The organism is Paraburkholderia sp. IMGN_8, assembly GCF_038050405.1.
GTDB lineage: Bacteria > Pseudomonadota > Gammaproteobacteria > Burkholderiales > Burkholderiaceae > Paraburkholderia.
The window spans coordinates 3088354-3114376 of the sequence record NZ_CP150900.1; the positions used below are offsets into that span (position 1 = coordinate 3088354).

Below are 26023 nucleotides of genomic sequence, written 5' to 3' on the forward strand. Positions count from 1 at the left end.
CTTGCTGGTGGAGTACGACATTCCGCACGGATGTCTGGGCGCGTATTACCCGGAGACGAATCCGCGGGTGCCACTGTCTTCTGTCGCCGATGGCGCGGGGACGCCGACTTCGAAGTCGGTTCCTGTTCTGTTGAGTGCTTCTGCTGTGGAGGTTGCCGCAGCTTGACGGTCTAGATCTGGCTTTTTGTCAGATCGCGATGCGTCAGGTATAGGCGCAGGTCGAATTCGATCTGGTGGTAGCCCGGTTGCATAAACTCGCAGAGGCGGTAGAACGCTTTGTTGTGGTCGCTTTCTTTCAGGTGGGCGAGTTCGTGCACGACGATCATTTTCAGGAATTCCGGCGCCGTGTCTTTGAATAGCGAGGCGATACGGATTTCTTTTTTTGCTTTGAGTTTGCCGCCTTGCACGCGGGAGATGCTCGTGTGGAGGCCTAACGCGTGGCGTACTACATCGAGCTTGCTGTCGTAGATGACTTTGTCGATTTGTTCCGCGCTGCGGAGGTGTTCGCGCTTCAACGCTGCGCAGTAGTCGTATAGCGCTCGGTCGGTTTGCACCTCATGCGTGTTGGGGTACCTCTGGGCGAGGTAAGGGCCGAGTTGCTGGTCGGCTATCAGCTTTTTGACTTTTTCTTGTAGCGGGGCTGGGTAGCCGGTTAGGTATTTTAAGTGCTGCATGTTTGGTTGCGCGTAGCGCGCTGATTTGGGTGTTTGTTTACGGTGTTGGGCTTTGCTTTCGTTTTTGCCTTCGCGGCGCTTTCTGTCTGTGCGCCTGCGGCGTTGGCCTTTCCTTGCTTTCTTAGTGGTCTATTGGCGTCGCCCCTGTGCGGGGCAGGCACTTACTTTCTTTGCCGCCGCAAAGAAAGTAAGCAAAGAAAGCGGCTTCACACCGCTAACGCTTAAGCGGGTCCCCTGGCCTGGAGGAGGTAGTGGAGCATCTGGAATCTGTGTCTCCGCACATTTTACTTTAGTGACAAGGCAGTCATACTTCCGGCGGCGCTTCGCGCGCCGCAGCGGTACTTCACAAAACCGATGGGGCGTACGCGCTTCCCGCATCATCCTTCCCGCCTCGCACTGCGTGCTCGCCGGAACGGTCTGCCAGGGAAACCAGGGGCTTCGTTTGTGCGTGGCGGGGGCCATCGGCTGCGCCTCGGCGAGGCGCTGCTTTGTGCAAGCGCGAACTATCACCCAGAGCGAAATGTCGGTACCACATTAAGCGTTGGCCATGCAACAGCATGGCCAACTCGCCGGGAAAAACGCGAGCGCTTCGGCGAGGCATGGGGAACGCGAGGGTGAGCCACCGCACCGCGCAAAACGTTGACGCGAAATTGGCAGGCGGTTTAATGAAGTACCGCTTCGGCGCGCGCAGCGCCGCCGGAAGTATGACTGCCTTGTCACTCACGCCGAATGCGCGAGAGCACAGATTCCAGATGCTCCACTGCCTCCTCCAAGCCAGGGGACCCGCTTAAGCGTTAGCGGTGTGAAGCCGCTTTCTTTGCTTACTTTCTTTGCGGCGGCAAAGAAAGTGCCTGCCCCGCACAGGGGCGACGCTAATAGACCACTAACAAATCAAGGAAAGGCCAACACCGCAGGCGCACAGACCATAAGCGCCGCGAAGGCAAAAAAAAACAAACACCAAAAAGCAACAACCCTTAGAGAAACCACCGATATTCCCGCGCATTGACTTCATTCATGAAGTCCAGAAAATCCTGGCGCTTATGCTCACAGAAGACCATAACAAACTCCTCCCCCAATCCCTCCTGCACCACCGGATGGTCCAACATCCCAGCAACAGCTGTAAGCATATCTTTAGGAAAATCAACACCACTCCCACGATCCTCGTTAAGCGGCGCGATGGGCTCGCAAGCAGCATCCAACCCATACTCCATACCAGTGAGAATAGCAGCCAGCACCAGATAAGGATTAGCATCGGCCCCCGCCAGCCGATGCTCAATCCGCAGGTTGCGGTCATCCGATTCAGGAATGCGAATACACGCATCGCGGTCTTCAAACCCCCAACTGGCGCGGCTGGCAGCATTCGCCTTCCAGCCATAGCGGCGAAAAGCGTTGTGATTCGCAGCGAACACAGGCATGCAATGCGGCAGCAAAGCCAGACACCCAGCCACCGCGTGACGCATCGGCCGCTGGCCGTCCGCGGCCAGCAGGTTGTTGCCGCCCTCGTCGTAGAGGCTCACATGCACATGCATGCCGCTGCCCGGCGCATGCAGATACGGCTTGCTCATGAAGCTCGCACGGTAGCCATGCTTCATCGCCACGCCACGCGTGCTGCGGCAGAATAACGCCGCCCAGTCTGCGGCACGCAGACCGTCGTCGTGATGACCGAAGTTGATCTCGAACTGCCCGGGTCCCAATTCGGCGGTGATCGCCGTAGCATCCACGCCCTGCTCGCGTGCGGTATCGACCATCTCGTGGAGCACGCCGGAGAAACGGGACAGTCGCTCGATGTGCATGTTCGGCTGGTCGTCCCTGTCGTCGCAGAGCGGGTCGCGTGGGAACTGCGGCAGGCCGTTCTCGAGCCTCGCGTCGAACAGGTAGAACTCCAGCTCGAAAGCCACTACCGGACGGATGCCGCGCCGTTCGAAGCGTTTCAGCACCCGTGCCAGCACCTCGCGCGGTTCGAACTCGATGGGCGCCTCGGTGCCGTCCGAGCTGATCAACATCTGTCCCAATGGCCGGCCCTCCCATCTCACCGGCTTGAGGGTGCCAGCGATCAGGCGGCGTGTCGCATCCGGATCGCCGTCGTTGAAGCAATAATCGCCGATCGGGTACAAACCGCCCTGCGTACCCAGCAATATGCAGTTCTGCGGCAACTTCAGAAGGCCGCCGACAGCGACCTTCTCCAGCATGTCCACCGGGTATCGCTTGCCATAGAAGTGCCCAGGGATATCCAGGCAAATGAGATCGACGTAGCGCACCTCGGGATACGCCGCACGGAAGGCGCGCACTTCACTGAGCAGGTCTGCGGTAGAGGAAGCCACGTTGTTGTCCTTCTCATGAAAAATTGATGATCGAGATTCAGTTCAATGCCGTAAGAATCCGTAGGCAAGATGACGGCGGGACAGGATGCGGGATTCCCAATTCAGCAAATTAGCAATCCGAATTTTCATTCAAAGAAAGCATCGCCTGGCGCGTCGAAGGCCGGCTGAATTCTAGGTGAACACCCAAAGTACCCGGGTCGGTTGGTCAGACAGATTGGCGTAGCGGAACTGAGCGTGCGCCGGCACCTGAAAGCCGTCGTTGGGGCCCAGGGTCACCGGCTTCGTCTCGCCTTCCAGCCAGATGGTCAACTCGCCTTCGAGGACGAAGCCACCCTGCTCATCGCTGTCATTCAGAGGCCTGTCGCCGCTGCTGGCGCCAGGGGCCAGGTGGCTTTCCAGCATGGAAAAGCCCGCTGACATGTTCGGCGACACCAGCACGTCGGTGACGCCCTCGGCGTAATAGAGGGTGCGGCGTTCGTCGGGCCGGGTCACCCACGGCAGCGCACGCGGCTTGCTCAGGCTATAGAAATAAGTGGTGGGTACGCCCAAGGCCTCACCGATGGCGGTCAGGTCGCCCACAGTCGGACGCGAGAGGCCGCGCTCGATCTGGGAGAGGAAACCTACCGAGCGGCCAATCTTTTCCGCCAATGCACCCAAGGTCACCTTCCTGTGCTTGCGCAGGTCGCGAATCAATATCGCAAGACCTTCAATCTCTTCCTGCTTGTTCATCTTTTGCCCCTCTTCTGCCCTTTCTCTCACACTCTATCGCGCAGGCGATACCAGGTTTTCCCAATGACCTCCAGCGGCGCCGCCAGCAGCGCGCCGCCCGGGAAAGGCGGATTGTGGATGGACTGATACAGGCGCAGCAGTTCGTCGTCGCCGAGAATGGCGTCGGCCACTGCACGGGCAGCGGCGAGCGTCGGCAGCACGCCATGACCCGAATAGCCCTGCAGCCAGTAGCGCTCGCCCTGGCGACCGATATCCGGCGTGCGTTTCATGCTGATATCGATATGTCCGCCCCAGGCAAACTCCAGCGCCACCCCTCGCAGTTGCGGGAACGCCCGTTCCAGGTAGGGCCGGGTGACCGCCGCGATATCTTTTGGAATACCACCCGCGTAAGTGCAGCCGCCGCCGAATAGCAGGCGGTTGTCCGGACTCAGGCGAAAGTAATCGGGAACGAACTGATTGTCGATCACGCAGTTGTTGCGCGGCAGCAGCGAGCGGGCCAGTTCCGGTTTCAGCTGCGAGGTGGCCACCTGATACGTGCCGACCGGCAGCACGCGCCTCGCAAGCTTGCGGTCGAGCCGGTCGAGATACGCGTTGCAGGCGAGCACCAGCACATCGGCACGCACCTCGCCCTTATCGGTGCGCGCCACATAACCGGCGGGCGTTTCGCGGTAGTCCAGCACGTGGCTCTGTTCGAAGATGCGCCCGCCAGCCTGCTCGATCGCCGCCGTCAGACCTTGGGCCAGCTTCAACGGATTCAGGTGCCCAGCCTCGGGATCGTAGAGCGCCGCACGATAACGCTCGCTTGCAATCCACTGGGGCATTTCCTCGCGAGGGATGAAGCGCATGCGGTCGTAGCCCCACTTCTCCACGGCCTCCCGCTGGGCCTCCTGCAGGAGACCGACGCGGCGCGGCAGCACCGCCGCCCACAAACTGCCGGCCCGGTAGTCGGCATCAAAGCCATGACGCTGCGGCAGTTCGCGTATCTCCGCGGCGGCCCAACGCATGCTGTCCCACAGTTGGCGGGCGCGCTCCTGCCCCAGCGCCGCTTCCAGCGGCGGCATGTCGCACGACCAGCCGAGCAGCGCCTGGCCGCCATTGCGCCCGGACGCAGCCCAAGCCACCCGGCTGGCCTCGAGCAAGGTCACCCGCTTGCCTGCCAAAGCCAGGCGCAGCGCGGTGTGCAGCCCGCTGAAACCGGCGCCGACAACTAACACCTCGGTGTCCAGGCGGTCTTCCAAAGCCGGGCGCAACGGAATCGGGCCGGGATAGGTTCGCGCGTAGTAGCTCGCGACGTGCCGGGCGGACTGATGGAACATTGGCAGTGGCTCGTGAAAAATCCAATCGATAATTTCATGAAAAAATAGCACCGATTTTTCATGAAAGCAATCGTGATCTTCACTTTCCTTCACCTTCAGTCAGCCGAGGCATGGCGGCCCGATATCTTCAGCCGCCATGCCATGCACCGGTCGCCGCTATCGCAGCGTCAGCGTTTGCCCGGCCGCGGATCGCTCCTGCCCGGCAACCCGGTGTCGAGGTGACCCGGATCCTGTTGCGTATTTCGGTAATCGGAAAGACCAGGCGAGTGGCGCGTAAAGTACAAATTTGGGCGGCACAGGTCAAGCTCCCACGGATGACTTGCGATTGAATAGGAACTGGAGATTGCGCACAGCTCGCGCTGCGCACACCCAGCCCTCAACACAATCGGAGACGCATTCCATGAACGCAGAAGCTATGCAAGCCCTCAACGATGTTTCCGCGATCGACACGGTCCATATCGGTGGAAACTCCACGCCATGGATTCCCTTCGCCCCTATCAACGACAAAATTCTACTCAAATACTTCAAAATCAACCCCGTCACGGGCGAAGTGGTATTGCTCATGAAGGCGGCCAAAGGCGAAGGCGCGCATATTCATCGCCATACCGGCACGGTGATGGTCTACACACTCAGCGGTCGTTGGAAATACGACCAGCACGATTGGATCGCGCAAGCCGGAGATTTCGTTTTTGAGCCGTCGGAGTCGTCACACTCGTTCACGAATCTCTCCGACGACGACAACGGTATGGCGCTCGTCGTGTCGACCGGAGAGCTCCACTTCCTCGACGAAGACGGCAAGGTCACGTTCGTCGAAACGTGGCGGACGGCTTTGAGCCGCTATCAGGAATACTGCAATGCCAATCAGGTACCCGAGATCGACCTGATCGGCTGCCAGGGCGACCGCTAAGATCGCGCGCTCCCCGACGACCTGTCTTATCCCGCAGGCCGCGTTACCCGCTCGACGCTCTACATTTGGGGATCCGAAGACCGCGCCCTGAGCCGCGAAGCCGCGCTGCTCACGGGCGGCTTCGTCGACGGGCCCTACCGTTTCGAAATACTCGAGGGGGCAAGTCACTGGCCCCCGGAAGAAGCGCCGGACCGGATCATCCCATTGCTGCTCGACCATCTCGCCGCCTCACCGTTGGCGTGAATCCTCGTACCGGCAAAAGGTCCAACCCATCCGATATACGGTACGCACCGTACCCGTCACTCATGCCCTCTCATTCCCTAAACGACAATCAGCCGATCGCACGCGTCATGGTGGCCGGCACCGGCGTGCTGGGCGCGCAGATCGCCTTTCAGTGCGCGTTTTCCGGTATCGACGTCGTAGCCTACGACGTCGATACCGCCTGCCTGGATCGCGCGAACGCCCGTTTTGATGCACTAGGGCGCGTCTACGCTGCGGACCTCGGCGCCCCTCGCGAGCAGATCGAAGCCACGCTGGCACGCATCGAGGGCAATACTGTCATCGGTTCGGCCGTTGCTGACGCGGACCTCGTCATCGAAGCCATCCCCGAGGATCTGGCAATCAAGCAGTCTTTCTACCGTTCACTGTCGGCTGTAGCGCCGGCCGGCACCATCTTTGCGAGCAATTCGTCGACGCTGGTGCCGAGCCAGTTTGCCATGTTCACCGACCGGCCCGAGCGCGTACTGAGCCTGCATTTCGCGCACGAAGTGTGGAAACACAACATCGCCGAAATCATGGGACATCCGGGAACCGACCCCGCCGTGTTCGCGCGCATGGTGCAGTTCGCACACCGTATTGGCATGGTGCCTCTAGCGCTGCGCAAGGAGCAGCCCGGCTACCTGCTGAATACCATGCTTGTCCCGATGTTGATCGCCGCGCTGGGTCTGCTGGTCAACGAGGTCGCCGACGTGCAGACGATCGACAAGGCGTGGATGATTGCGAAGGGGGATCGAATTGGCCCATTCGGCATTCTCGACGGAATCGGCATGACGACCGTCTATAACGTTACGCGCGCTCACGCGGAACGTACGGGCGATTCGACACATCGGCGCATCGCGGAATACGTGAAAACGCATTTCATAGATACCGGGGATATCGGCGAGTCAGTGGGACGCGGCTTCTATCAATATCCCGATCCGGAATTCCTGGATCCAACGTTCGTCGCCGCGTGAAACCCAGGACAGGGTATTGCTACTCAGCAGAACGTCCGAGGTCAGCCTCGTGACGCATTGCTCGAAACTGCCGGGGTGTGACGCCCCGCAGTCGTTTGAACGCACGGCTAAACGCGCTTTGCTGCGAATAACCGAGCAGTTCAGAGATCTCGGCGAGACGCAGGTTTGACTGCTGCACATACTTCAGGGCGAGATCTTCACGAACTTGTTCCCGCAGTTCATCGAACGTCGTGCGGGCCTCTGAGAGGCGGCGTTGCAAGGACCGCGGCGAAATGGCAAGCGCTCGCGCTATAGCGTTGAGCGAACTGTCAGTGAACGGCAAAAGCGCGCGAATCATTGTTTGCGTTCGTACCGTCCATAGCGCCTCCACCTGGGCCCTTTCTCGCCGCAAATGTGCCTCGAGCACACGATGCGCGTTACGGCGAAGTTGCGTCACAGGACGCGTCACCGTACTGCGATCGAGGACAATCGCATTTCTGTCCTGATCGAAGTTCAGGGACGGTCCGAACGTGCGCCGGTGCATTGTGCAGTCCGCGGGCGCCGAATGACGGAATTGCACAACGGCCGGTTGCCAGGCGGCACCACAGATGGAACGCAAATACTGCATCCCGTTAGCGAGACCCAGTTCAACTGCCTGAACTTCTCCAGGACCGGAAGCGTTTTCAAGATCGTAGGTCAAAACCATCCCCTGTTCGTCCCGCACAGCCCGTACAGAAGACATCGATGTATGTAGCACGTAGAACTCGGCAAGCGTATCCATTGCCTCCCCGATGGTACGCGCGCCATGCATCATGACAAGGATCGGCCCCAGGACCGCCAGGCCCTGATATTCGGCGAGCCTCAGTCCAAAGTTCCGGCATTGCGTAACTTCAGCCGCTAGCGAAAGAAATCGAAGCACTTGCGCACCCCGGATCGGCACATCGGCGGAACGGAGCGCAAGCTCCGGCAGATCGGCTCCGGTCGCAACCCGCTCGGGTTGAACGCCGAGTACCTCGAGCAGATCAGCCGCGCCGCTCAACACAACACTGGGTAGGTAGCCTTGCATTCTATATACGGGTCGTCACTTGAGATGGTTCGCTGCGGGCGGGAGTGCGCATGCGGGCCACGAAGGGCGTCGCAGACAGCAGGCACAAACTTCGTTATCGCGAAGATCTCGCTATTCTGCCCAAACGCGCGGCGCGAGGGAATCTACCCGTTCTGCGCGGCGGCCAACCGACGAATGTCGGCCGGCTTCAGGACGGGCTGGTGGCACGCCGCGACGCACGGCGTTGAGCGGGCCGTCGCCGATGATCCGGCTAGTTAGCACGCTGTCCGGCGAGATGTGGCGCGCAAAGTACAAATTCCGGCGGCACGAGTCAAGTTCCCACGGGTGAACTGCGCGTAAATAGGGACCTGAGATTGTGTAATGGCAACACCGTCGAATCGGCCACGATCTACGCAAGGTGATCGCCGAGTCACGTGGTCAGGACGTTTTGGCTGTACAAGCAGGAGCGCGGAAATCCGTTGTTGGGCGCGGGACTATTTGTCACGTGGCGGGTGCCCTATTTCGAGTTGATCTGCTAAGCCATAAGCGAAAAGATCAGCAAGTTCTTTCAGGATGATTAGACATCCAAAATGTACGGCGACATGTGCAACGCGTCGGTCTGTTCGCGTCTATGCGCAACGTTCCACTCAACGCGACGACGCCAAACCACACCGCCTTTCACCCCGGTATCACCCAATTCATTCACATACTATGAACTAAAAGAGACGCCCGTCATGACGAAAAAGATTCCCACCATTCGCGCCATTCGATACGCCGCGGTCGGCGGCGCCTGCATACTCGCCGTCACATTCGCAGGCGCACCCGTCGCCCACGCGCAAAGTAGTGTCACCCTCTACGGCATCACCGACGCCTCCATCCTCTATACCAGCAAGACGTTCAACCTCGCCACCGGCGCCAGCGAAGGACACCAGGTTTCCTTCAGATCCGCCGGAGAAAACGCGTCTCGCTTCGGCCTGCGCGGAACCGAGGATCTAGGCGGCGGACTCGCCGCCATCTTCGACCTCGAAAGCGGCATCGACATCTCCAATGGGGGATTCGCGAACTCCAACGGCGAGTTCTTTGGTCGCCAGGCGTGGGTCGGCGTCACCGGCGGCTTCGGTACCCTCACCGCTGGTCTTCAGTATTCGCCTTTCCTCTTGTCCATCGACGCGAACGACCCCCGCGACTTCAAACAATTTGGTAGCGGGCTCGTCAGCTACGTCGACAACGTCATCGTCACCGGCCTTTTCAACCCCAACTCCGTCATGTACACGTCGCCCGAGATCGCCGGTATCCAGGGCCGCGCGATGTACGCATTCGGTGGATCTCCGGGAAACTTCAAGGCCGGACAACAGTATTCAGCGGGGCTCGTATTTCACTACAGCGGCTTGCTGCTCACCGCCGCGATGTATAACGGCAATTCCGGCGGCTCCGCTGCATCCATCCAGAACCCCAGCACCATCGCCTTCTCCGGGCGCAACATCGGCGCCACCTACTACTTCGACCGCCTGACTGTCAAAGCTGCCTACACCCTCTACAAGGTCGCTGGCGCCTTCGACAACCGCGTGATCTCCGGCGGCCTCGCCTTCAGGCTCACACCCGCCCTCTCCCTCGACGGAGGCGCCTGGTACACCCGCGACGGCAACGACTCGAACAACCATTCGATCCTCGGCTCGCTCGGCGTCGACTACTCGCTGTCCAAGCGCACCACGCTCTATAGCCAGGTCGCCTACGTCAACAATCATGGGCGCATGAACACCGGCCTCGCGATCAACGGCGCGCTCTTCGGCGTACCTGGCTCCCAGTTCGCCGCCGACCTCGGCATTCGCCACTCGTTCTGAACGTTCCCAAACGACTGCGGCCGGGGAATGCCGGCCGCAACGCGACTGTCGGCAAGCGGCACAAGGTGCTCGGTCTTTGTCTTTGGTAACGAGACAGCGCCATTCCCCTTTGTCCAGGTCAAACTGCGACCACTTGGCGTGTCGCAGTTCACCGGGCCGCACAAAAAGCATCGGGGCCAACTTGAGCGCGCAAAGGACGGGCAAGGTCCCGGAGAAGCCATCGAATGCCCGAAGCATTTCCCCAATCATCACCGGCTCGGTAATGGCGGCAAAATGCGTGGTTTGGGCTGGTGGGATCGCATCTGGAAGGTCGCGTCCCGGGTCAGCCTTGCAGTACCGCTCCTTGATGGCATAGCGGAATATGCGACTGATCTCACTGCGTACGCGGTGAGGGCCCGGCGCGCGGCGTCGCAAGCATCAAGCCGGAGCTTGCAGCGCGCAAGCCCGAGGTTATGGCCTCCCTCCTTGAACTGCGGCAAGGCACGAGCGCGCCTGCCGCTGGCAATCCGCCAGCTAGGGAAGCCACACACGACCCGCAGGCCGAGCCTGACGATTGCGCCGGGGCGCTAATCGACCCGGACGGCGGCCCGTATCTGCCTTGGGGGCCGTATCTTGCAGCGGACAATGTGCGGCGGCTGCGCGCGGAACTGTTTGCGATGATTGACGAACTGGCGCAGGCCGAAGGCTGGACGCCCGAGCGCTACAGCGACACGATGGGCCGCGCCCGTAACGGGCCGGTGGCCGATCTGTTGGACAACATTGAATACTTCAATGCGAAGTTGATCGAGCGCTGCGCCGAGGACGAGGCGCGGGCGCTGCTGGCAGCGCGTTCCTGGCGTCTTGAAGGTTTCGACGACCGGAGGGGGTGACGTGGCGGCAACGACGAAGGCGAAGGCCAGGAACCTGCACGAGCGCAAACCGGACGCGCTGGCACTTCCGCGAGAACTGTTGGACGACGATGTAAGCCGTGATGCGACGCTCGCGTCCAGCGTGCGTCTGCGAGGCGCAATCACGAGCCGTGCCTATGCCGTGTCGATGTTCGGCCAGGGCGTGGACCTGAGCACGTACGCGAGGCTGCTGCGCGAGCAGTCCGAAGAAGTGCGCAACGGTGACCTCTCTCGCATTGAATCAATGCTGGTGACCCAGGCTAACACGCTGGACATGATTTTCAACCAGTTCGCGCACAAGGCGGCGCACTGTGAATACCTGAACCAGATGCAGGCGCATCTGTCGTTTGCCCTGAAGGCACAGGCGCAATGCCGCGCGACGGTCGAAGCGCTGGCGGAGATCAAGAACCCGCGCCCGGTCGCGTTCGTCAAACAGGCGAACATCGCGCACGGCCCTCAACAGGTCAACAACGGCATCGACGGAGCGACGGCGAACGGGACCGCGCCGCCCGAGCCTCGTGCGCGCGGGAAAAAACTGGAACCGGCGAACGAACTATTAGCTCACGACAATGGCGAAACGACACTGGACGGCGGAGCAGCGGGCGAAGCAGGCCGAAGCGATAAGGCGCTGGAAACCGTGGGAAAAATCAACGGGACCGGTGAGTGACGCGGGCAAAGTCGTCGCGTCACTCAACGCGCTGAAACACGGCATGTATTCGGCGCAATGGCGCGACGAACGGCGGCGCGTGAATGCACTGCCGCGCGCGGCTGGAAAAACGGTAGGTCGGCGGTGCGGGTCCTTCCTGGCCGCACCTGCAACGCGGGCATTGCACACCGCGATTTTCCCGTAGCGACCGAATTACAAAAGTTGTCCGAGGTGGAAAATGTCCGAACGTCTTAGCGCCAGCGAGTTTGCACGCCGTGAGGGCCGCGACGAAAAACAGGTACGTCGCGCGCTTTTGCGAGGCGCGCTTGTGCGTGGCGACGATGGACTGATCGACGCCGCGCTGATCGGCTCTGCATGGCGCAAACCGAACCGGCGCACGTTGCAGAGAGCCGCGCGCTGCGGTGGCGACCGAGACCCACGCATGCAACGGCGAGACGTCCGGGGAAGCGGCGGCGCAGGCTGACGACCAATCGCCGGATATGATGACTTTGGCGGAAGCAATTCGCGCCAAGGAGACCTGGCTCGCGAGGCTTCGCCAGCTCGAATGCGAACAGCGCGCGCGCAAGTTAATTGAGCTGGCGCTCGCCGAGGGCGTTGTGTTCGAGTTATGCCGCCAGCAGCGTGACGCGTTGCTGGCGTGGCCGGTCAGGATAGCGCCCATAATGGCTGCCGAGCTTGGCGTGGATATTGACCACCTGGCGACGCTGCTGGCCGAGGCCGTCTATCAGCAACTTCTGGAACTGAGTGAGATGCGTGCAGACTTTACCGGCGAGTGAAGAACGGGCACGTTTCTGCATATCTCGACCTGGCAGCCAATAACGGTCCCGCACCACTGTTTGATTTTCTATCAAAGAATCAAACGCGCCGCCATGTGCATGGCAATGGGGGCGTGGCGGCGCGTTGCTAGTGGAAAACCTTGGATGTTGTGAAAACCAGCGACGACAGATTGTGAGCGTTGTCCCTGCCCGTAGCAGCCGCATGTTTCATTACACTCATCGCATCCAGTGAACCCATGATTGCCAGCAGATAGCGCTGATACGTGTGCGCTTCATCAAGGCATTCCCTGGTGAACATCTCAATCCTGTATGCGAGAAAAACGTGGTTGCTTGCGCGTCCCTGATTTCTGGTGAGCCCATTCGTCATGTCATGAATACCCACGAGGTTATCAGCCTGGTTGCGCGCGAATTCCGCCGTGTGATGACAGAGAGACTGAAGCATGGCATGAAGTGCAGCATTTTCTTCTGCAAGCCGTGCGCTAGATTCAGCCTGATCGACGGTTACACTTGCGGCTTCGTTTTTATTCATTCTGCGTCCTTCTTTGGTGTACTGAAGAACGCCCGCCCATGCAATGAGAAAGGGTGAGCGGGCACATTGGAGGGTTGGCGAACCGGCGCAACACCAAACCGGCAGGTCCGAAGACCTCCCTACCAAGGCCCGCCCATTGGGAAAACAACGGACGAAAAAAGGTAGCCGCACACCCTTGCGGGCGTGCGGGGTGTTGCGTTCCAGGTCGCCAAACCTGGTGCCGGTGTTTCCGGCAGAAGCGGGCCGTATATTGCAAACGACCGCCGAACACCATACTACAGTCACGCGCGCAAGCCGGTGCGCCTTGAACAATTTTAACATTCACCGCCGCGCTGTCCGTCAACTCCATGCGGCAACCATGTGCGCCGCCCTGACGCTGAACGGTGACGAAGACCCATTCGCCCGCGCGGCAGACCGGGAATATGGCGTGCCCAGCAGTAGCGCGACGGGCAACAGGAAAGACGGTACGAAAGCCAGCTCGCGGGAGTTGGCTTTTTTTGTTTTCACGGCGGAAGATGCGTACGCACGTGAAAATTGACGATTATTAACAAAAATATCAGACCTGTTCGGTTGATTCTTTTCTCGCGCTCGGTTTTAGTGTGTCGTGCGGCTGTCCGCACCCATTAAACAGGAAAGGGATTCAAAATGAATAACGAACAAAAAGCACTGACTCATCTTTTCGCCACTATCGGCGCGACCACCGGGCGCGGTGGGCGTGTTACCCGCGTGTCAACCACTGCGACGATTCACGACAAGGGCCTTGCCGTGGTCGGCGACATTGTGACCTACGACGATGGCACTGAGGCAACCATTATCGACGGTGCGGGTTTTGCCGCAACCTGGGCAGACAAGCCGGTCGCATTGGTTGGTTCGCGCCTAAGCAACGGCGACCGAATCACAGCAGCACAACACGACTTTGGTATCACGGTACACGAAGGCGAACAGATCCCCGGCCTGTTTGATCCAGCATGGACGCCTTTGCGCGATCCGGCGCACGAAGGGGAAGAACATGCGTAAGGCAGCGGTGCGACATGGCGACCCAACGACGACGCGCGGTGTGGTGCTCGCATTTTCGTCCACAATTCACGACGATGGCAAGAAGGTCGCACTGAGCGGCGATGAGGCGACATGTGGAAACTGCAAGGGAACGTTCAAGATATTTGGCACAGGCAAGGGCATGTCGGAAAAAGGACGGGACGTTGTTGTTGAGGGCGATCTGGTGCTGTGCCCGTGCAAGAAGAACAGGGTAATCGTAGGCAGCAATCCGGGGATTTTTCTCAAAACCGATGGCGGCGCGGGTACAGCCATTAGCGCGCAGGCAGTTGCCGCAAGCACTCGCCCGTCTGCTTCGCCGTCTCCTGACGAACCGCAGTTTGCGCGCCGTATCTTCGTTTGGGACACGACGACGGGTAATCCCATGCCCAATCGTGCCTTTGTAGCTGAGGTCGGCGGCAAGATGCGGCCCGGAAAAACGGATGGACAAGGCTATGCAACGATCAAGACAGATGGCGAACAGCCGGTCAACATTCACATTCTTTTCTCTTCACCCAGGCGCGGCCTGAAACCTCAGCAGGAGGCATGACTTTGGCAGACTACAAAATCGAGCACTGGACTTCGACACAAACCGTGTTGGACGGTGAAAAACAGGAGACGGTCTCTATTTCTGTGAATGATCGCGCGGCGACGCGGCAGGCAATTATCAATCGTGCCCGTCAAGGGGGCATGAATTTTGTAGAACGTTCAGATTGGGCTGCACACAAAAATCGTTCGGCGCGAATGACTAACGATTGGGACTACAGCAAGATTGCCATTCACCATGCGGGGCGAAGTTTCTCATGCGGTCCCGCCGCTCTTCAACTGCAAGAGATTCAGGACATGCAGATGGGCAAAAGCGTTGCACCGAGTGACGATATCGGATATCACTACGCCCTCGATTGTTACGGCAATATTTTTGAGGGCCGAGATATTCGGTTCAAGGGAGAGAATGTACATAACTACAACACTGGCGTGATTGGTATTGTGCTACTGGAAAACCTAACGGACTCCGAAGAGGGGGGCGATGGCGTCGCCAAGGTTCGAAAATTTCTAGACACAGTAGGTTTGAGCAAGCGTCCCCAAGTCCCCGATAAGCAAAAGCAATCCGTCAGTAAGTTTATCGACATTCTGCGGGAGTTCTTTTACATAAACACGCTTGGTGGCCATCGCGAATTTCCTGGGCAAATAGGAGAGGGCAAGATTTGTCCAGGTAACGTCGGCCTATCGCTCGTCAAGGAGCTTCGGAAATCGACAGGACTAAGCGCGCCATGAAAGGAGCGAGAAAGTGGCTAGGGGTAATCTTGGGTGCCTGCGTCGCCATGACAGCGGTCATGTATACGGGCTATGTTAAGTCCTATCTTGACGAGGATGTGCAGACGACTTTCTTTGTCAAGCGGTATCCAACGTTGCAAATGGAGTTTCACGACCCGTTTGCTAACGAGGGTGATGACGTGCCAATCGACCAATTGCGCCTTGCTGATCGGGCCGGTTTTGCCGACTATTGCAAGTATCGGTTCGGCATTACGGGGAACAGCACCCAAGCGCTGGAGAAATGTAAAAAAGGAATCCCTAGCTATTTGTAGAACCGCACGATCTTGGCCTTAGGCGGCGTAATCTCTGCCCCACAGGATTCAATTCCGTATGCGTATGCGTGAATTCTTGACCCTCTATCGAGTAGCCACGCCAAGCGGCGCGGCTACTGTCCAATCAGTTGTACCAACACATGCGCCGCCCATGCCTCCATCATCGGGCGGCGCTGTTCCAACTGTGGCCCATTCCCTACCGTCCCGCCGTGATCGGAATGACATCGGCCCCAGCCTTGATCCGGTCAAGGTAATCGGCCCACTCCTGCATCATCTCGCGGCGCTCGCGGATGAACTTTGTCCGGTTGTACGCCGAGCCGAGGTTATCCGGTACAGCGTGCGCGAGTTGATGCTCGATCACTTCCGGTTTGTGTTCCAGTTCCTCATGCAGGATCGTGCGCGCCATCGCACGGAAACCGTGGCCGGTTATCTCGGTGCGGGTATCGTAGCCAAGCCGCCGAAGCGCAGCATTGATGGCCGCTTCGCTCATCGGACGCTTGATATCGCGCGCGCCGGGAAACACGTAGCGTCCGTTACCCGTGAGCGCTTTCAGTTCGCGCAGAATTACAACGGCCTGGGTAGCGAGCGGCACGAGATGATCTGTGTTGGTCTTTGTGACGCGGTAGCGCCATTCCCCCTTGTCCAGATCGATCTGTGTCCATTCAGCCTGTCTCAGTTCGCCGGGGCGCACAAACAGCATGGGCGCGAGCCTGAGCGCACACAAAACCGGGAACGTGCCGGAAAAGGCATCGAACGCCCGCAACATCTCTCCGACCTTGGCGGGCTCCGTGATCGAGGCGAAATGCGTTGTCTGCGCGGGCGGGATTGCGCCGACGAGATCGCGCGCCGGATCGGTCTTGCAATAGCCTTCCTTGATTGCGTAGCGGAACACGCGACTAATTTCGCTGCGCAGACGGTGAGCGGTAAAGCGTGCGCCCCGGCTATCGACGCGCTTGAGGACCGCCAAAATCTCCGGCGCGTCAATCTCGGTAATGGGCCGCCTGCCGAGCCAGGGGAACGCATCGTTCTTGAAGCGCGCCAGCGTCTTTTCGTAATGACCGACGTCTACGGATTGGCCGCGTTCCTCCATCCACGCGAGCGCGACGGCTTCGAATGAATTGGCGGCAGCAAGACGGGCGGCGCGTTTTTCGGCTTTTTTCGCCTCACCCGGATCAACGTTCGCCGCCAGTTTTTCGCGGACGTCGTCGCGTCGCTTGCGAGCATCGGCAAGCGGCACGTCCGGATAGACGCCAAGCGCAAGGCTCTTTTCCTTTCCGGCGAAACGGTACTTGAGAATCCATCGCTTGCTGCCCGCTGGCGTGACGAGCAGCAGCAGCCCGCCGCCGTCATATAGCTTCTGCTGTTTGTTGCCCGGCTTTGCGTTACCGATCGTGACATCGGACAGTGCCATGTTTGCTCCCAGGGTCTCGCGCTACCGTGGGGGTTATGTACTTCCCGCCGGGCGCTGGATTCGTGAGAACCCCCGGAACAACCCCCGAATGGGGGTTGCTATCGGTGGTGAACCTTTGGAGACAATAGCAAACAAAATCCCCGTCCAGCTTTAGCTGGTGGGGCTTCGTGGTGGACCGTTGAAATTGGTTGGAGGGTATATGGTGCCTGGGACCGGACTCGAACCGGCAAGCCGTGAAGCGGCGGATTTTAAGTCCGCTATGTTTACCAATTTCATCACCCAGGCAAGGGCGGACGCGATTCTACCATTGTGCCGCGGGCGCACCAAACCGGACGAAGCCGCGCCGAACAACCGGCGGCCCAGGCGGCACGCCGCAATTTTAGCGTCATCCGGAGGTCACAGACCCTGCCGATAATCCCCCGACGAAAACGTTTACATCTCGGGCGGAAACAATGATCCCAACGATCAAGGATGTCGCTGCACACGCGGGTTTTTCCATCGCCACGGTCTCGCGCGCGATCAACGCGCCGCATACCGTCAACCCGGTCACGCTCGACAAAGTACGTCAGTCGATCGACGCGCTCAACTTCCGTCCCAGCCCGCTAGGCCGCCAGCTGCGCAGCGAGCGCACGCGCCTCATCGGCGTGGTGCTGCCGACGCTCGCCAACCCGGTGTTCGCCGAATGCCTGCAAGGCATCGACGATCTCGCGTCGGCACAAGGCTACCGCCTGATGCTGATGACCACCCAGTACGACGCCGATCGCGAACGCCACGCCATCGAGACGCTGCGCGAACACCGCGTCGAAGGCCTGATCCTGACGGTCGCCGATGCGGACACGCATCCGCTGCTCGACGACCTTGACCGCGCCGGCCTGCTGTACGTGCTGATGCATAACGACACGGTGCGGCGTCCATCGGTCTCAGTCGACAATCGCCTCGCCGCCTTCGACGGCGTGCGCATGCTGATCGCGCACGGCCATCGCCGCATCCTGATGCTGGCAGGCACGCTGGCCGCCTCCGACCGCGCCCGCCAGCGGCATCTCGGCTACGCGCAGGCCATGCAGCAGGCCGGCCTCACCCCCGCGCCGGCGCTCGAGGTCGATTTCAACGCCGACGAACTGGCGCCGTCCGTGCTCGCTCATCTGACGAGCGGCCCGAACCGGCCGACCGCCCTCTTCTGCAGCAACGATCTGCTGGCGATGGTCGTGATGCGCGGCCTGCGCCGCGCACGTCTGCAGATTCCACACGACATGTCGATTCTCGGCTTCGACGGTCTCGCGATGGGCGAACTGCTGTCGCCGCCATTGGCGAGCGTCTGCGCGCCGAATCGCGAGATCGGCTGCGCGGCGTGGCAGCGGTTGCTGGCCCGCGTTACCGGCACATACGACGCATTCGGTGAAACCTCGCTCGCGCTGACCTTGCCGCACACCTTGCGCGAAGGCGCCACCATCGCGGCGATTTCGAACCTGAGCGCAGCCTCGCCGAAGCGCGCCACAGAGCCGGCCGTGAGGCCATTTGCATAACCCCGTTTGCATCACTCCGCTTGTATAACGCCCTTAAACCTCGAACCACTCGCTCGCTTCTTCCCTGGAGACCCGCTGTGATCCGCCCTTCAGTACGCTTAGCTTCGCCGGTCAAACCCCTCTTGCACCGTCTCAATCGCACCGTGGCCACCGCGCTGTCGGCTTGCGCCATCGTCAGCACCGCGCTTGCGATCTTCTCGCCGCAACTCGCCCACGCCGACGAAACCGCGATCTGCTACAACTGCCCGCCTGAATGGGCAGACTGGGCAAGCCAGATCCAGGCGATCCAGCAAAAGACCGGCATCCGCGTGCCGTTCGATAACAAGAATTCCGGTCAGTCGATTGCGCAATTGATGGCCGAGCAGAAGAGCCCGGTCGCGGACGTGGTGTATCTCGGCGTGTCGTCGGCCTTCCAGGCGAAAGACAAGGGTGTGATCCAGCCGTACAAGCCGGCGCACTGGGACGACATTCCCGCGAACCTGAAGGATCCGCAAGGCTACTGGTTCACGATTCACTCGGGCACGCTGGGCTTTTTCGTCAACAAGGACGCACTCGAAGGCAAGCCGGTGCCGCGTTCGTGGGCCGATCTTCTGAAGCCTGAGTACAAAGGCATGATCGGCTACCTCGATCCGTCGAGCGCGTTCGTCGGCTATGCGGGCGCGGTCGCGGTGAATCAGGCGCTCGGCGGCACGCTCGACAACTTCGAACCGGGCCTCGACTGGTTTCGCAAGCTGAAGGCCAACGCGCCGATCGTGCCGAAGCAGACCGCCTATGCACGCGTGATGTCCGGTGAAATTCCGATCCTGCTCGACTACGACTTCGACGCCTACCGCGCGAAGTACAAGGATCACGCGAACGTCGAGTTCGTGATTCCGAAGGAAGGCACGATCTCGGTGCCGTATGTGATGAGTCTCGTGAAGGGCGCGCCGCACGATGCCAACGGCAAGAAGGTGCTCGATTTCGTACTCTCCGACGAAGGCCAGAAACTGTGGGCGGATGCGTATCTGCGTCCGGTGCGCGCCAACGCGATGAGCCCTGAAACCGCCGCGAAATTCCTGCCGGCCAGCGACTACGCACGCGTCAAGCCGGTCGATTTCGGCAAGATGGCCGAGAAGCAGTCGAGCTTCGGCGAGCGTTATCTACAGGTGATGCATTGAACGACATCACGTTCCCGCTGCGCTGGCGCATCGCGTTGATCGCACCGGCGCTGGCGGTTTTCATCGCGTTCTGGCTGCTGCCGATGGGCGCGCTCGCGCAGATCAGCGGCGACGGCCACGCATTCGCGACCTATCGCGCGATGCTGACCAATCCGCGCTACATGTCGAGCCTCGGTGCGACCATCGTGTTGTCCGCGGCGGTGACGGCGACGACGCTGGTGCTCTCGGTGATCGCCGGCTTGCTGCTGGCGCGCCGCGAGTTTCCGTTAAAGCGCACGCTGCTCGCGTTGCTGACTTTTCCGCTGGCCTTCCCCGGTGTGGTGGTCGGCTTCATGGTCATCATGCTGGCGGGGCGCCAAGGCTTGATCGGCGCACTGTCGTTGAAGCTGACCGGCGACCGCTTGGTGTTCGCGTATTCGATGAGCGGCCTCTTTCTCGGCTACCTGTACTTCTCGATTCCGCGCGTGATCGTCACGGTGATGGCGTCGGCGACCAAGCTCGACGCCTCGCTCGAAGAAGCCGCGCGCTCGCTCGGCGCGTCACCGTGGCGGATCACGCGCGACATCGTGCTGCCCGCGCTGTTGCCGGGTCTGATCGCGGCGGGCGCCGTGTGCTTCGCCACTGCGATGGGCGCATTCGGCACTGCCTTCACGCTCGCCACCGACATCGACGTGTTGCCGATGACCATCTACACCGAGTTCACGCTGAACGCGAACATGATGACCGCCGCGGGCCTGTCTATCGTGCTCGGCATCGTCACGTGGCTCGTGCTGGCATTCGCGCGCAGCGTGACCGGCTCGGCCGTCGCGGCCAGCGCGTGAGCGGTGTTTCCAAACCGGATGACAAGACCTCGATGAATTCGATCACTGCCCCAATTCAGCCGGCTGCGAAGCCACGCTCGCGGTTCAGGTTGCCGAGCTCGCGCACCTTGCTCGCGGCCGGCCAATGGCTCGTCACGCTGCTGCTGTGCGCGTTTCTGATCGTGCCGGTCGTGATGTCGATCGTGGCCGGACTCACGGTCAACTACTTCAAAGGCGTATCGAGCGGACTCACGCTGCGCTGGCTGATCGAAGTGTGGACGCAGTATCACGGCTCGGTGTTCCTGTCGCTCGAAGTGGCGGCCATGACCCTGCTCATTACGCTCGTGACCGGCGTGCCTGCCGGCTATGTGCTGGCGCGCAGCAAAACGCGGCTGTCGCGCATCATCGAAGAGTTTCTGGTGCTGCCGATCGCGCTGCCCGGGCTCGCTTCGGCGCTCGCCTTGCTGGTGGTCTACGGCGGTTTTACGATGTTCCGCATGAGCGTCGCGTTCATCGTCGTAGGGCATGTGGTGTTCACGCTGCCGTTCATGGTCCGCGCCGTCGCGGCGGTTTGCGCGAGCAGCGATCTGCGCACCCTCGAAGAAGGCGCGGCCAGTCTCGGCGCGAGCTTCCTGCAGCGCTTCGTGACGATCGTGTTGCCGAATGCGCGGCCGGGCATCGTGGCTGGCGCGCTGGCGGTGCTGACGCTGTCGATCGGCGAATTCAACCTGACATGGATGCTGCACACGCCCGATACCAAGACGCTGCCGGTCGGTCTCGCCGACACCTACGCGTCGCTGCGCATCGAAATCGGCAGCGCATACACGATTCTTTTTTTCATCATGACGATGCCTTTGCTCGTCGCGATGCAATGGCTCGGCGTCGATGCGACCGGCCAGCGCAGCGTGGCGAAAAAACGCGTCGCTGTCTCCCGTTCGAAGCCTATACCGACGCCCACGCCATGAAACTCGCCTCCGTTCCCATCACGCTCACACAGTGCGCGAAAACGTTTCGCGGCACCCGCGTGCTCGAACCGCTCGATCTGCACATCGGCGCCGGTGAAACGCTGGTGCTGCTCGGGCCGTCCGGTTGCGGCAAGACCACCACGCTGCGCATGATCGCGGGTCTCGAAACACCCGACGCCGGAGGCCAGATCGCGTTCGGCGACGAAAACGTCACCGCGCTGCCGATCGAAAAACGCCAGGTCGGCATGGTGTTCCAGAGCTATGCACTGTTTCCGAACCTGACTGTGCGCGGCAACGTCGGCTATGGACTGAAGATCAAACACGTGCCGGCTGAGACCGCACGGCAACGGGTCGACGAATTGCTCGCGATGATGCGTCTCACGGCACACGCGGACAAACCGATCGACCAGCTCTCCGGCGGCCAGCGTCAGCGTGTTGCACTGGCGCGCGCGCTGGCCGTGCAGCCGCGCGTGCTGCTGCTCGACGAACCGCTGACGGCACTCGACGCCCGCCTGCGCGACACCTTGCGCAGCGAGATGAATACGCTGCTGCGCGAACTCGGCATCACGACCGTCTACGTGACGCACGATCAGGCCGAAGCGATGGAACTCGGCGACCGGATCGTCGTGATGAGCGCCGGGCGCATCGAGCAGATCGGCTCGCCGCGCGAGATCTACTATCGTCCCGCGAACCGGACGGTTGCGCAGTTCGTCGGCACGATCAACCGGCTGGCGGGCGAGCGCCGTGCCGGTCTGTTGACGACGACCGGCGGCGCCGTGCCGCTTCCGTCTGACCGTGTCCACGCGAGCAGCGATAGCGATACGCAGGAATTTTTCTTCCGTCCCGAGGATGCCTATCTCGCCGACCCGGCGAGCGCCCACTTGCGCGGCAGCATAGAAAGCACGGCGTTTCTCGGCGAGCGCACCCGGCTGACGATCGGCGGCGCCGCGCCTGACGCGTTGCTGATCGATGTCGCGGGCCGCATCGAGCTGGCGCGCGGTACGCCGGTCGGCATCTCGATCGCGCAGGACGCGCTGATTGCGCTATCGTGACAAACCCGCATCGCATTTTTGCGCGCTATAAACAAGGACATCCCCATGCTGCTGGCTCAAATTAGCGACTTGCACATCAAACGGCCCGGCGCGCTGGCCTATCGGCGCGTCGACACCGGCGCCTACCTCGCAGGTTGTATCGCCGCGCTCAATGCGCTGGATCCGCCTCCCGATGCGGTGATCATGACCGGCGATCTGGTCGACCAGGGCGATCCGGAGCAGTACGAACATCTGAAGACGCTGCTCGCGCCGCTCGACATCCCCTACTACCTGCTGGTCGGCAATCACGACGAGCGCGTCGCGTTGCGCGCGGCGTTCCCCGATCGGGCGGAGCTGCAAGGCGGCGGTGAGTTCGTGCAATACGCGGTCGATGTCGGTCCGCTGCGCGTGATCGCGCTCGATTCGACGGTGCCGGGCCAAAGCGCCGGCAATCTGTGCGACGCGCGGCTCGCCTGGCTCGCGACGCAACTCGATGCAGCGCAAGGCAAGCCCACGGTGGTCGCGTTGCACCATCCGCCGTTCGTGTGCGGGATCGCGCATATGGATGAACTGCGGCTCGATCCGGCTGCGGCGGACAAACTCGCCGCGTTGATCGCGCGTTATCCGAACGTCGAGCGGGTGATTTGCGGACACGTGCATCGGCCGATGTTCGTGCGATTTGGCGGCACGATTGCGTCGGCGGTGCCGGCGCCTGCGCATCAGGTCATGCTCGACTTGCGCGACGACGGGCCCTCCGCGTTCGTGATGGAGCCGCCTGCGTTCGCGCTGCATCGCTACGACCCGGCGACCGGCATCGTCACGCATCACGCGTATGTGGATGCCGCCGACGGGCCGTATCCGTTTTACGAGCCTGAAGGCGAGTTGATCGAATGACGGCGTTGCCGGTTCAATTAACGACGAAGGTAGCCCGCACGCGCCGGGACAGCCTGAAGTACGGTATCCCGAGTGCGGCGGCGACAACGGCCTGGATGAAACCGTCGGACGGCATCGCGATGTCGATACTGATCGCGTGGCTCATATAGTCGCCGAGCAGGTAGGCGACGGTCCGCATGACGACGATCGCGAACAGCCAGGCTTGAACCTGAAGCGGAAATCGCGCCGATTTGCGCCGCGCGAGCAACGCCAGCCAGCCTGCACCGGCTACGATAAGCGCGCCGATGATCACGTCGAAACCGACTGCCGTGATCACGGTGCGATACCAACCGTGCGTTTCGGGCCGCACGAACACCGCGAGCAGCTCCCATTCGAGCATCAGTTTGAGCGGATAGCGCAGGGCGATCGCGGTCGAGAGCGCCCATGCTGCGAGGCAGAGCAAGGCCACCAGCAGCCAGCCGCCGAAGGCCTTCGGTTCGAGTTTTGTTGTTGCCGTCATGCAGTCCGTCACGTGATGAGTCGTTTAGCGCGTGACGATTCTACGAATGGAAAGCGAACGACCATCTCATTTTTGCGTGGACGGGTCAGCGTCACCGGCGCGTTGCTTGCGGCTCGTAAGCGCAGACCGTGACCGTCAGCACGATCCGCCCTGCTCCGGTATGATCGGCACGCTTGAGGACCGCGCATGGGCCGGTCCATCGCCGGCTCTTCTCATGTCCACTTCCGACACCTCTTCTTCCGTATCCGCCGATCGGTCATTGCGCGGCCTGTTGCTGCTGCTAGCGACGATTGCAGGCGTGGCTGTCGCGAACATTTACTACAACCAGCCGCTGCTCGACAACTTCCGGCAGTCGTTTCCGGACAGCGCGTCGTGGGTCGGCGCGGTGCCGGCCGTGACACAGCTCGGCTACGCGGCCGGGATGCTGCTGCTGGCACCGCTCGGCGACCGGTTCGATCGACGCCTGTTGATCCTGTTGCAGATCGCGGGCATGTGCGTCGCGCTGGTGGTGGCGGCTGCGGCGCCGACGCTGCCGGTACTGATCTTCGCGGGCCTCGCGATCGGCGTGCTCGCCACCATTGCGCAGCAGGCCGTGCCGTTCGCGGCGGAACTGGCGCCGCCGTCGCAACGCGGCCATGCGGTCGGCATGGTGATGAGCGGCTTGTTGCTCGGAATTTTGCTGGCCCGGACCGCGGCGGGTTTCGTCGCCGAGTATTTCGGCTGGCGCGCGGTCTTCGGCGCTTCCGTTGTCGCGCTGCTCGTGCTGGCGGTGGTGATCATCCTGCGTCTGCCGAAGAGCAAACCCACTTCGACTCTGGCGTACGGCAAGCTGCTGGTCTCGATGTGGCATCTGGTGGTCGAGCATCGGGCGTTGCGCGAGGCGTCGCTGACGGGCGCGGCGATGTTCGCGGCGTTCAGTATTTTCTGGTCGGTGCTGGCGTTGTTGCTGGCGGGCGCACCGTTTCGTCTTGGACCGCAGGCCGCCGGGCTATTCGGGATTGTTGGCGCTGCGGGGGCGCTGGCAGCACCGCTGGCCGGCAAGTTTTCCGACCGGCGCGGACCGCGGACGATTATCACGATGTCGATTGTGCTGGTGGCGATTTCGTTTTTTGTGTTTGCCTTATCGGCGAAGAGCATTGCTGGGTTGGTGATCGGCGTGATTATTCTTGATGTCGGTGTGCAGGCGGCGCAGATTTCCAATCAATCCAGGATTTATGCGCTGAAGCCTGACGCGCGGAGCCGGGTGAATACGGTTTATATGGTCGCTTATTTTATTGGCGGAGCCATAGGGTCGGGAGTCGGCGCTTTTGTTTGGCCGACTTTTGGATGGGTTGGGGTTAGTGTTGCTGGGTTGGTTTTTGCCGGGCTGGCAGCATGGAATCATTTGCGGCTTGCAGCCGGAGATAGAGTTTTGAGTTGATGATTTTGCCTTGCGGGGCGATTGTTGTTTGTAGGCCTGCGGTGTTGGACTTTGCTTTTGTTTTTTTGCCTTTGCGGCGCTTTTGGTTGTTTGCCTACGGCGTTGGCCTTTCCTTGATTTGATATTGGTTTATTAGCGTTCCCCCTGTGCGGGGGGGCACCTACTTTTCTTTGCCGGCCGCAAAGAAAAGTAGGCAAAAGAAAGCGGCTCAAACCGCCAGCTCTTAAGCGGGTCCCCTGGCTTGGAGGAGGTAGTGGAGCATCTGGAATCTGTGCCCTCGCACATTCGGCGTAAGTGACAAGGCAGTCATACTTCCGGCGGCGCTGCGCGCGCCGTAGCGGTACTTCACAACACCGATGGGGCGTATGCGTTTCCGGCATCATCCCTCCCGCTCCGCACTGCGTGCGTCGCGGACGGGTCTGTCTGGGAAACCAGAGGCTTCGTTTGCGCGGTGAGGGCCGTCGGCTTCGCCTCGGCGAAGCGCTGAATTGTGGAAATGCGGGCCACTTCGCTGAACAAAACGCTGGCGCGAATTACAAACCACTTCGCCGAACGAAACGCAGCCACGAGTTACGCTAGCGCAGCAACGGCAAGCCGTTACGCTTGAACGACCGTGGGCGCCGAAAGCGCCCGACGGTTTTGTGAAGTACCGCATCGGCGCGCGCAGCGCCGCCGGAAGTATGACTGCCTTGTCACCAGCGCGGAGTGTGCGAGAACACCGATTCCAGATGCTCCACTACCTCCTCCAAGCCAGGGGACCCGCTTAAGAATTAGCGGTGTGAAGCTTTCTTTGCTTACTTTC

Annotated in this window: 26 protein-coding genes, 1 tRNA gene and 1 pseudogene; 18 read left to right on the forward strand and 10 right to left on the reverse strand. The window is 60.9% G+C overall.

Annotation, left to right across the window (positions count from 1 at the left end):
- Nucleotides 1-170 precede the first annotated feature (170 nt).
- From WN982_RS14115 to WN982_RS14130, 4 genes are all read right to left on the reverse strand, one after another.
- Complete coding sequence (locus tag WN982_RS14115) at nucleotides 171-674, reverse strand: M48 family metallopeptidase (RefSeq protein ID WP_341312596.1); 504 nt, start codon at nucleotides 672-674, stop codon at nucleotides 171-173.
- Between the two features lie 974 nt (nucleotides 675-1648).
- A complete protein-coding gene (locus WN982_RS14120; protein ID WP_341312597.1) occupies nucleotides 1649-2995 on the reverse strand; it encodes a glutamine synthetase family protein in 1347 nt (448 codons plus the stop codon).
- Between the two features lie 171 nt (nucleotides 2996-3166).
- Nucleotides 3167-3724: an XRE family transcriptional regulator gene (locus tag WN982_RS14125; protein WP_341312598.1), complete on the reverse strand. Its 558-nt coding sequence runs from the start codon at nucleotides 3722-3724 to the stop codon at nucleotides 3167-3169.
- A 26-nt stretch (nucleotides 3725-3750) separates the two neighbouring features.
- Nucleotides 3751-5040, reverse strand: a complete 1290-nt coding sequence (locus WN982_RS14130) for an FAD-binding oxidoreductase (protein WP_341315797.1) — start codon at nucleotides 5038-5040, stop codon at nucleotides 3751-3753.
- Between the two features lie 400 nt (nucleotides 5041-5440).
- Between WN982_RS14130 and WN982_RS14135 the strand changes: the two genes are divergently transcribed.
- The gene (locus WN982_RS14135; protein ID WP_341312599.1) at nucleotides 5441-5947 is read left to right on the forward strand and encodes a 2,4'-dihydroxyacetophenone dioxygenase family protein; all 507 of its coding nucleotides are present in this window, start codon (nucleotides 5441-5443) and stop codon (nucleotides 5945-5947) included.
- Between the two features lie 305 nt (nucleotides 5948-6252).
- Nucleotides 6253-7179 (forward strand): 3-hydroxyacyl-CoA dehydrogenase, encoded by a 927-nt coding sequence (locus tag WN982_RS14140; protein ID WP_341312600.1) that lies wholly within the window; start codon nucleotides 6253-6255, stop codon nucleotides 7177-7179.
- Nucleotides 7180-7198: 19 nt separating this feature from the next.
- On the opposite strand, the gene WN982_RS14145 is transcribed toward WN982_RS14140, so the two are convergent.
- A complete protein-coding gene (locus tag WN982_RS14145) occupies nucleotides 7199-8224 on the reverse strand; it encodes an AraC family transcriptional regulator (protein ID WP_341312601.1) in 1026 nt (341 codons plus the stop codon).
- A 713-nt stretch (nucleotides 8225-8937) separates the two neighbouring features.
- Between WN982_RS14145 and WN982_RS14150 the strand changes: the two genes are divergently transcribed.
- Nucleotides 8938-10044 (forward strand): porin, encoded by a 1107-nt coding sequence (locus tag WN982_RS14150; protein WP_341312602.1) that lies wholly within the window; start codon nucleotides 8938-8940, stop codon nucleotides 10042-10044.
- Nucleotides 10045-10094: 50 nt separating this feature from the next.
- On the opposite strand, the pseudogene WN982_RS14155 reads toward WN982_RS14150, so the two are convergent.
- Nucleotides 10095-10434 (reverse strand): annotated as a pseudogene (locus WN982_RS14155) (integrase); the annotation flags it as partial.
- A gap of 62 nt (nucleotides 10435-10496) precedes the next feature.
- On the opposite strand from WN982_RS14155, the gene WN982_RS14160 reads away from it, so the two are divergent.
- The 3 genes from WN982_RS14160 (at nucleotide 10497) to WN982_RS14170 (ending at nucleotide 12374) form a co-directional block, all read left to right on the forward strand.
- Nucleotides 10497-10913 carry a hypothetical protein gene (locus tag WN982_RS14160; RefSeq protein ID WP_341312603.1) on the forward strand — a complete coding sequence of 139 codons (417 nt, stop codon included), beginning with the start codon at nucleotides 10497-10499 and terminating at the stop codon, nucleotides 10911-10913.
- A 1-nt stretch (nucleotide 10914) separates the two neighbouring features.
- Complete coding sequence (locus tag WN982_RS14165; RefSeq protein WP_341312604.1) at nucleotides 10915-11598, forward strand: hypothetical protein; 684 nt, start codon at nucleotides 10915-10917, stop codon at nucleotides 11596-11598.
- Between the two features lie 401 nt (nucleotides 11599-11999).
- Nucleotides 12000-12374, forward strand: coding sequence for a hypothetical protein (locus WN982_RS14170; RefSeq protein WP_341312605.1), 375 nt, complete (start codon nucleotides 12000-12002; stop codon nucleotides 12372-12374).
- A gap of 127 nt (nucleotides 12375-12501) precedes the next feature.
- On the opposite strand, the gene WN982_RS14175 is transcribed toward WN982_RS14170, so the two are convergent.
- Nucleotides 12502-12903 (reverse strand): hypothetical protein, encoded by a 402-nt coding sequence (locus tag WN982_RS14175; protein ID WP_341312606.1) that lies wholly within the window; start codon nucleotides 12901-12903, stop codon nucleotides 12502-12504.
- 358 nt (nucleotides 12904-13261) lie between these two features.
- Between WN982_RS14175 and WN982_RS14180 the strand changes: the two genes are divergently transcribed.
- From WN982_RS14180 to WN982_RS14200, 5 genes are all read left to right on the forward strand, one after another.
- The gene (locus WN982_RS14180) at nucleotides 13262-13441 is read left to right on the forward strand and encodes a hypothetical protein (protein ID WP_341312607.1); all 180 of its coding nucleotides are present in this window, start codon (nucleotides 13262-13264) and stop codon (nucleotides 13439-13441) included.
- Between the two features lie 107 nt (nucleotides 13442-13548).
- A complete protein-coding gene (locus WN982_RS14185; protein ID WP_341312608.1) occupies nucleotides 13549-13920 on the forward strand; it encodes a PAAR domain-containing protein in 372 nt (123 codons plus the stop codon).
- Nucleotides 13913-14485, forward strand: a complete 573-nt coding sequence (locus tag WN982_RS14190; RefSeq protein WP_341312609.1) for a PAAR domain-containing protein — start codon at nucleotides 13913-13915, stop codon at nucleotides 14483-14485. The genes WN982_RS14185 and WN982_RS14190 overlap by 8 nt, the downstream gene beginning before the upstream one ends.
- On the forward strand, nucleotides 14482-15210 hold the full coding sequence (locus WN982_RS14195; protein WP_341312610.1) for a peptidoglycan recognition family protein: 729 nt from the start codon (nucleotides 14482-14484) through the stop codon (nucleotides 15208-15210). The genes WN982_RS14190 and WN982_RS14195 overlap by 4 nt, the downstream gene beginning before the upstream one ends.
- 59 nt (nucleotides 15211-15269) lie before the next feature.
- Nucleotides 15270-15521, forward strand: coding sequence for a hypothetical protein (locus tag WN982_RS14200; protein WP_341312611.1), 252 nt, complete (start codon nucleotides 15270-15272; stop codon nucleotides 15519-15521).
- A gap of 196 nt (nucleotides 15522-15717) precedes the next feature.
- On the opposite strand, the gene WN982_RS14205 is transcribed toward WN982_RS14200, so the two are convergent.
- Entirely contained in the window at nucleotides 15718-16932 is a 1215-nt protein-coding gene (locus WN982_RS14205) for an integrase arm-type DNA-binding domain-containing protein (protein WP_341312612.1), read from the reverse strand.
- A 200-nt stretch (nucleotides 16933-17132) separates the two neighbouring features.
- Nucleotides 17133-17217, reverse strand: a tRNA-Leu gene (locus tag WN982_RS14210).
- Nucleotides 17218-17384: 167 nt separating this feature from the next.
- Between WN982_RS14210 and WN982_RS14215 the strand changes: the two genes are divergently transcribed.
- The 6 genes from WN982_RS14215 to WN982_RS14240 all read left to right on the forward strand — a co-directional run bounded on the left by WN982_RS14215 (nucleotide 17385) and on the right by WN982_RS14240 (nucleotide 23302).
- Nucleotides 17385-18455 carry a LacI family DNA-binding transcriptional regulator gene (locus WN982_RS14215; RefSeq protein ID WP_341312613.1) on the forward strand — a complete coding sequence of 357 codons (1071 nt, stop codon included), beginning with the start codon at nucleotides 17385-17387 and terminating at the stop codon, nucleotides 18453-18455.
- Nucleotides 18456-18532: 77 nt separating this feature from the next.
- Entirely contained in the window at nucleotides 18533-19612 is a 1080-nt protein-coding gene (locus tag WN982_RS14220) for an ABC transporter substrate-binding protein (RefSeq protein ID WP_341312614.1), read from the forward strand.
- On the forward strand, nucleotides 19609-20433 hold the full coding sequence (locus WN982_RS14225; protein ID WP_341312615.1) for an ABC transporter permease: 825 nt from the start codon (nucleotides 19609-19611) through the stop codon (nucleotides 20431-20433). Before WN982_RS14220 ends, WN982_RS14225 begins: the two co-directional genes overlap by 4 nt.
- A 32-nt stretch (nucleotides 20434-20465) precedes the next feature.
- Entirely contained in the window at nucleotides 20466-21377 is a 912-nt protein-coding gene (locus tag WN982_RS14230; RefSeq protein WP_341312616.1) for an ABC transporter permease subunit, read from the forward strand.
- The gene (locus tag WN982_RS14235; protein WP_341312617.1) at nucleotides 21374-22429 is read left to right on the forward strand and encodes an ABC transporter ATP-binding protein; all 1056 of its coding nucleotides are present in this window, start codon (nucleotides 21374-21376) and stop codon (nucleotides 22427-22429) included. The genes WN982_RS14230 and WN982_RS14235 overlap by 4 nt, the downstream gene beginning before the upstream one ends.
- Before the next feature lie 45 nt (nucleotides 22430-22474).
- A complete protein-coding gene (locus tag WN982_RS14240) occupies nucleotides 22475-23302 on the forward strand; it encodes a phosphodiesterase (protein ID WP_341312618.1) in 828 nt (275 codons plus the stop codon).
- Between the two features lie 13 nt (nucleotides 23303-23315).
- Here WN982_RS14240 and WN982_RS14245 read toward each other — a convergent pair whose 3' ends face one another.
- Nucleotides 23316-23801: a DUF2569 domain-containing protein gene (locus WN982_RS14245; RefSeq protein ID WP_341312619.1), complete on the reverse strand. Its 486-nt coding sequence runs from the start codon at nucleotides 23799-23801 to the stop codon at nucleotides 23316-23318.
- Between the two features lie 214 nt (nucleotides 23802-24015).
- Between WN982_RS14245 and WN982_RS14250 the strand changes: the two genes are divergently transcribed.
- The gene (locus tag WN982_RS14250) at nucleotides 24016-25221 is read left to right on the forward strand and encodes an MFS transporter (RefSeq protein WP_341312620.1); all 1206 of its coding nucleotides are present in this window, start codon (nucleotides 24016-24018) and stop codon (nucleotides 25219-25221) included.
- Nucleotides 25222-26023 lie beyond the last annotated feature (802 nt).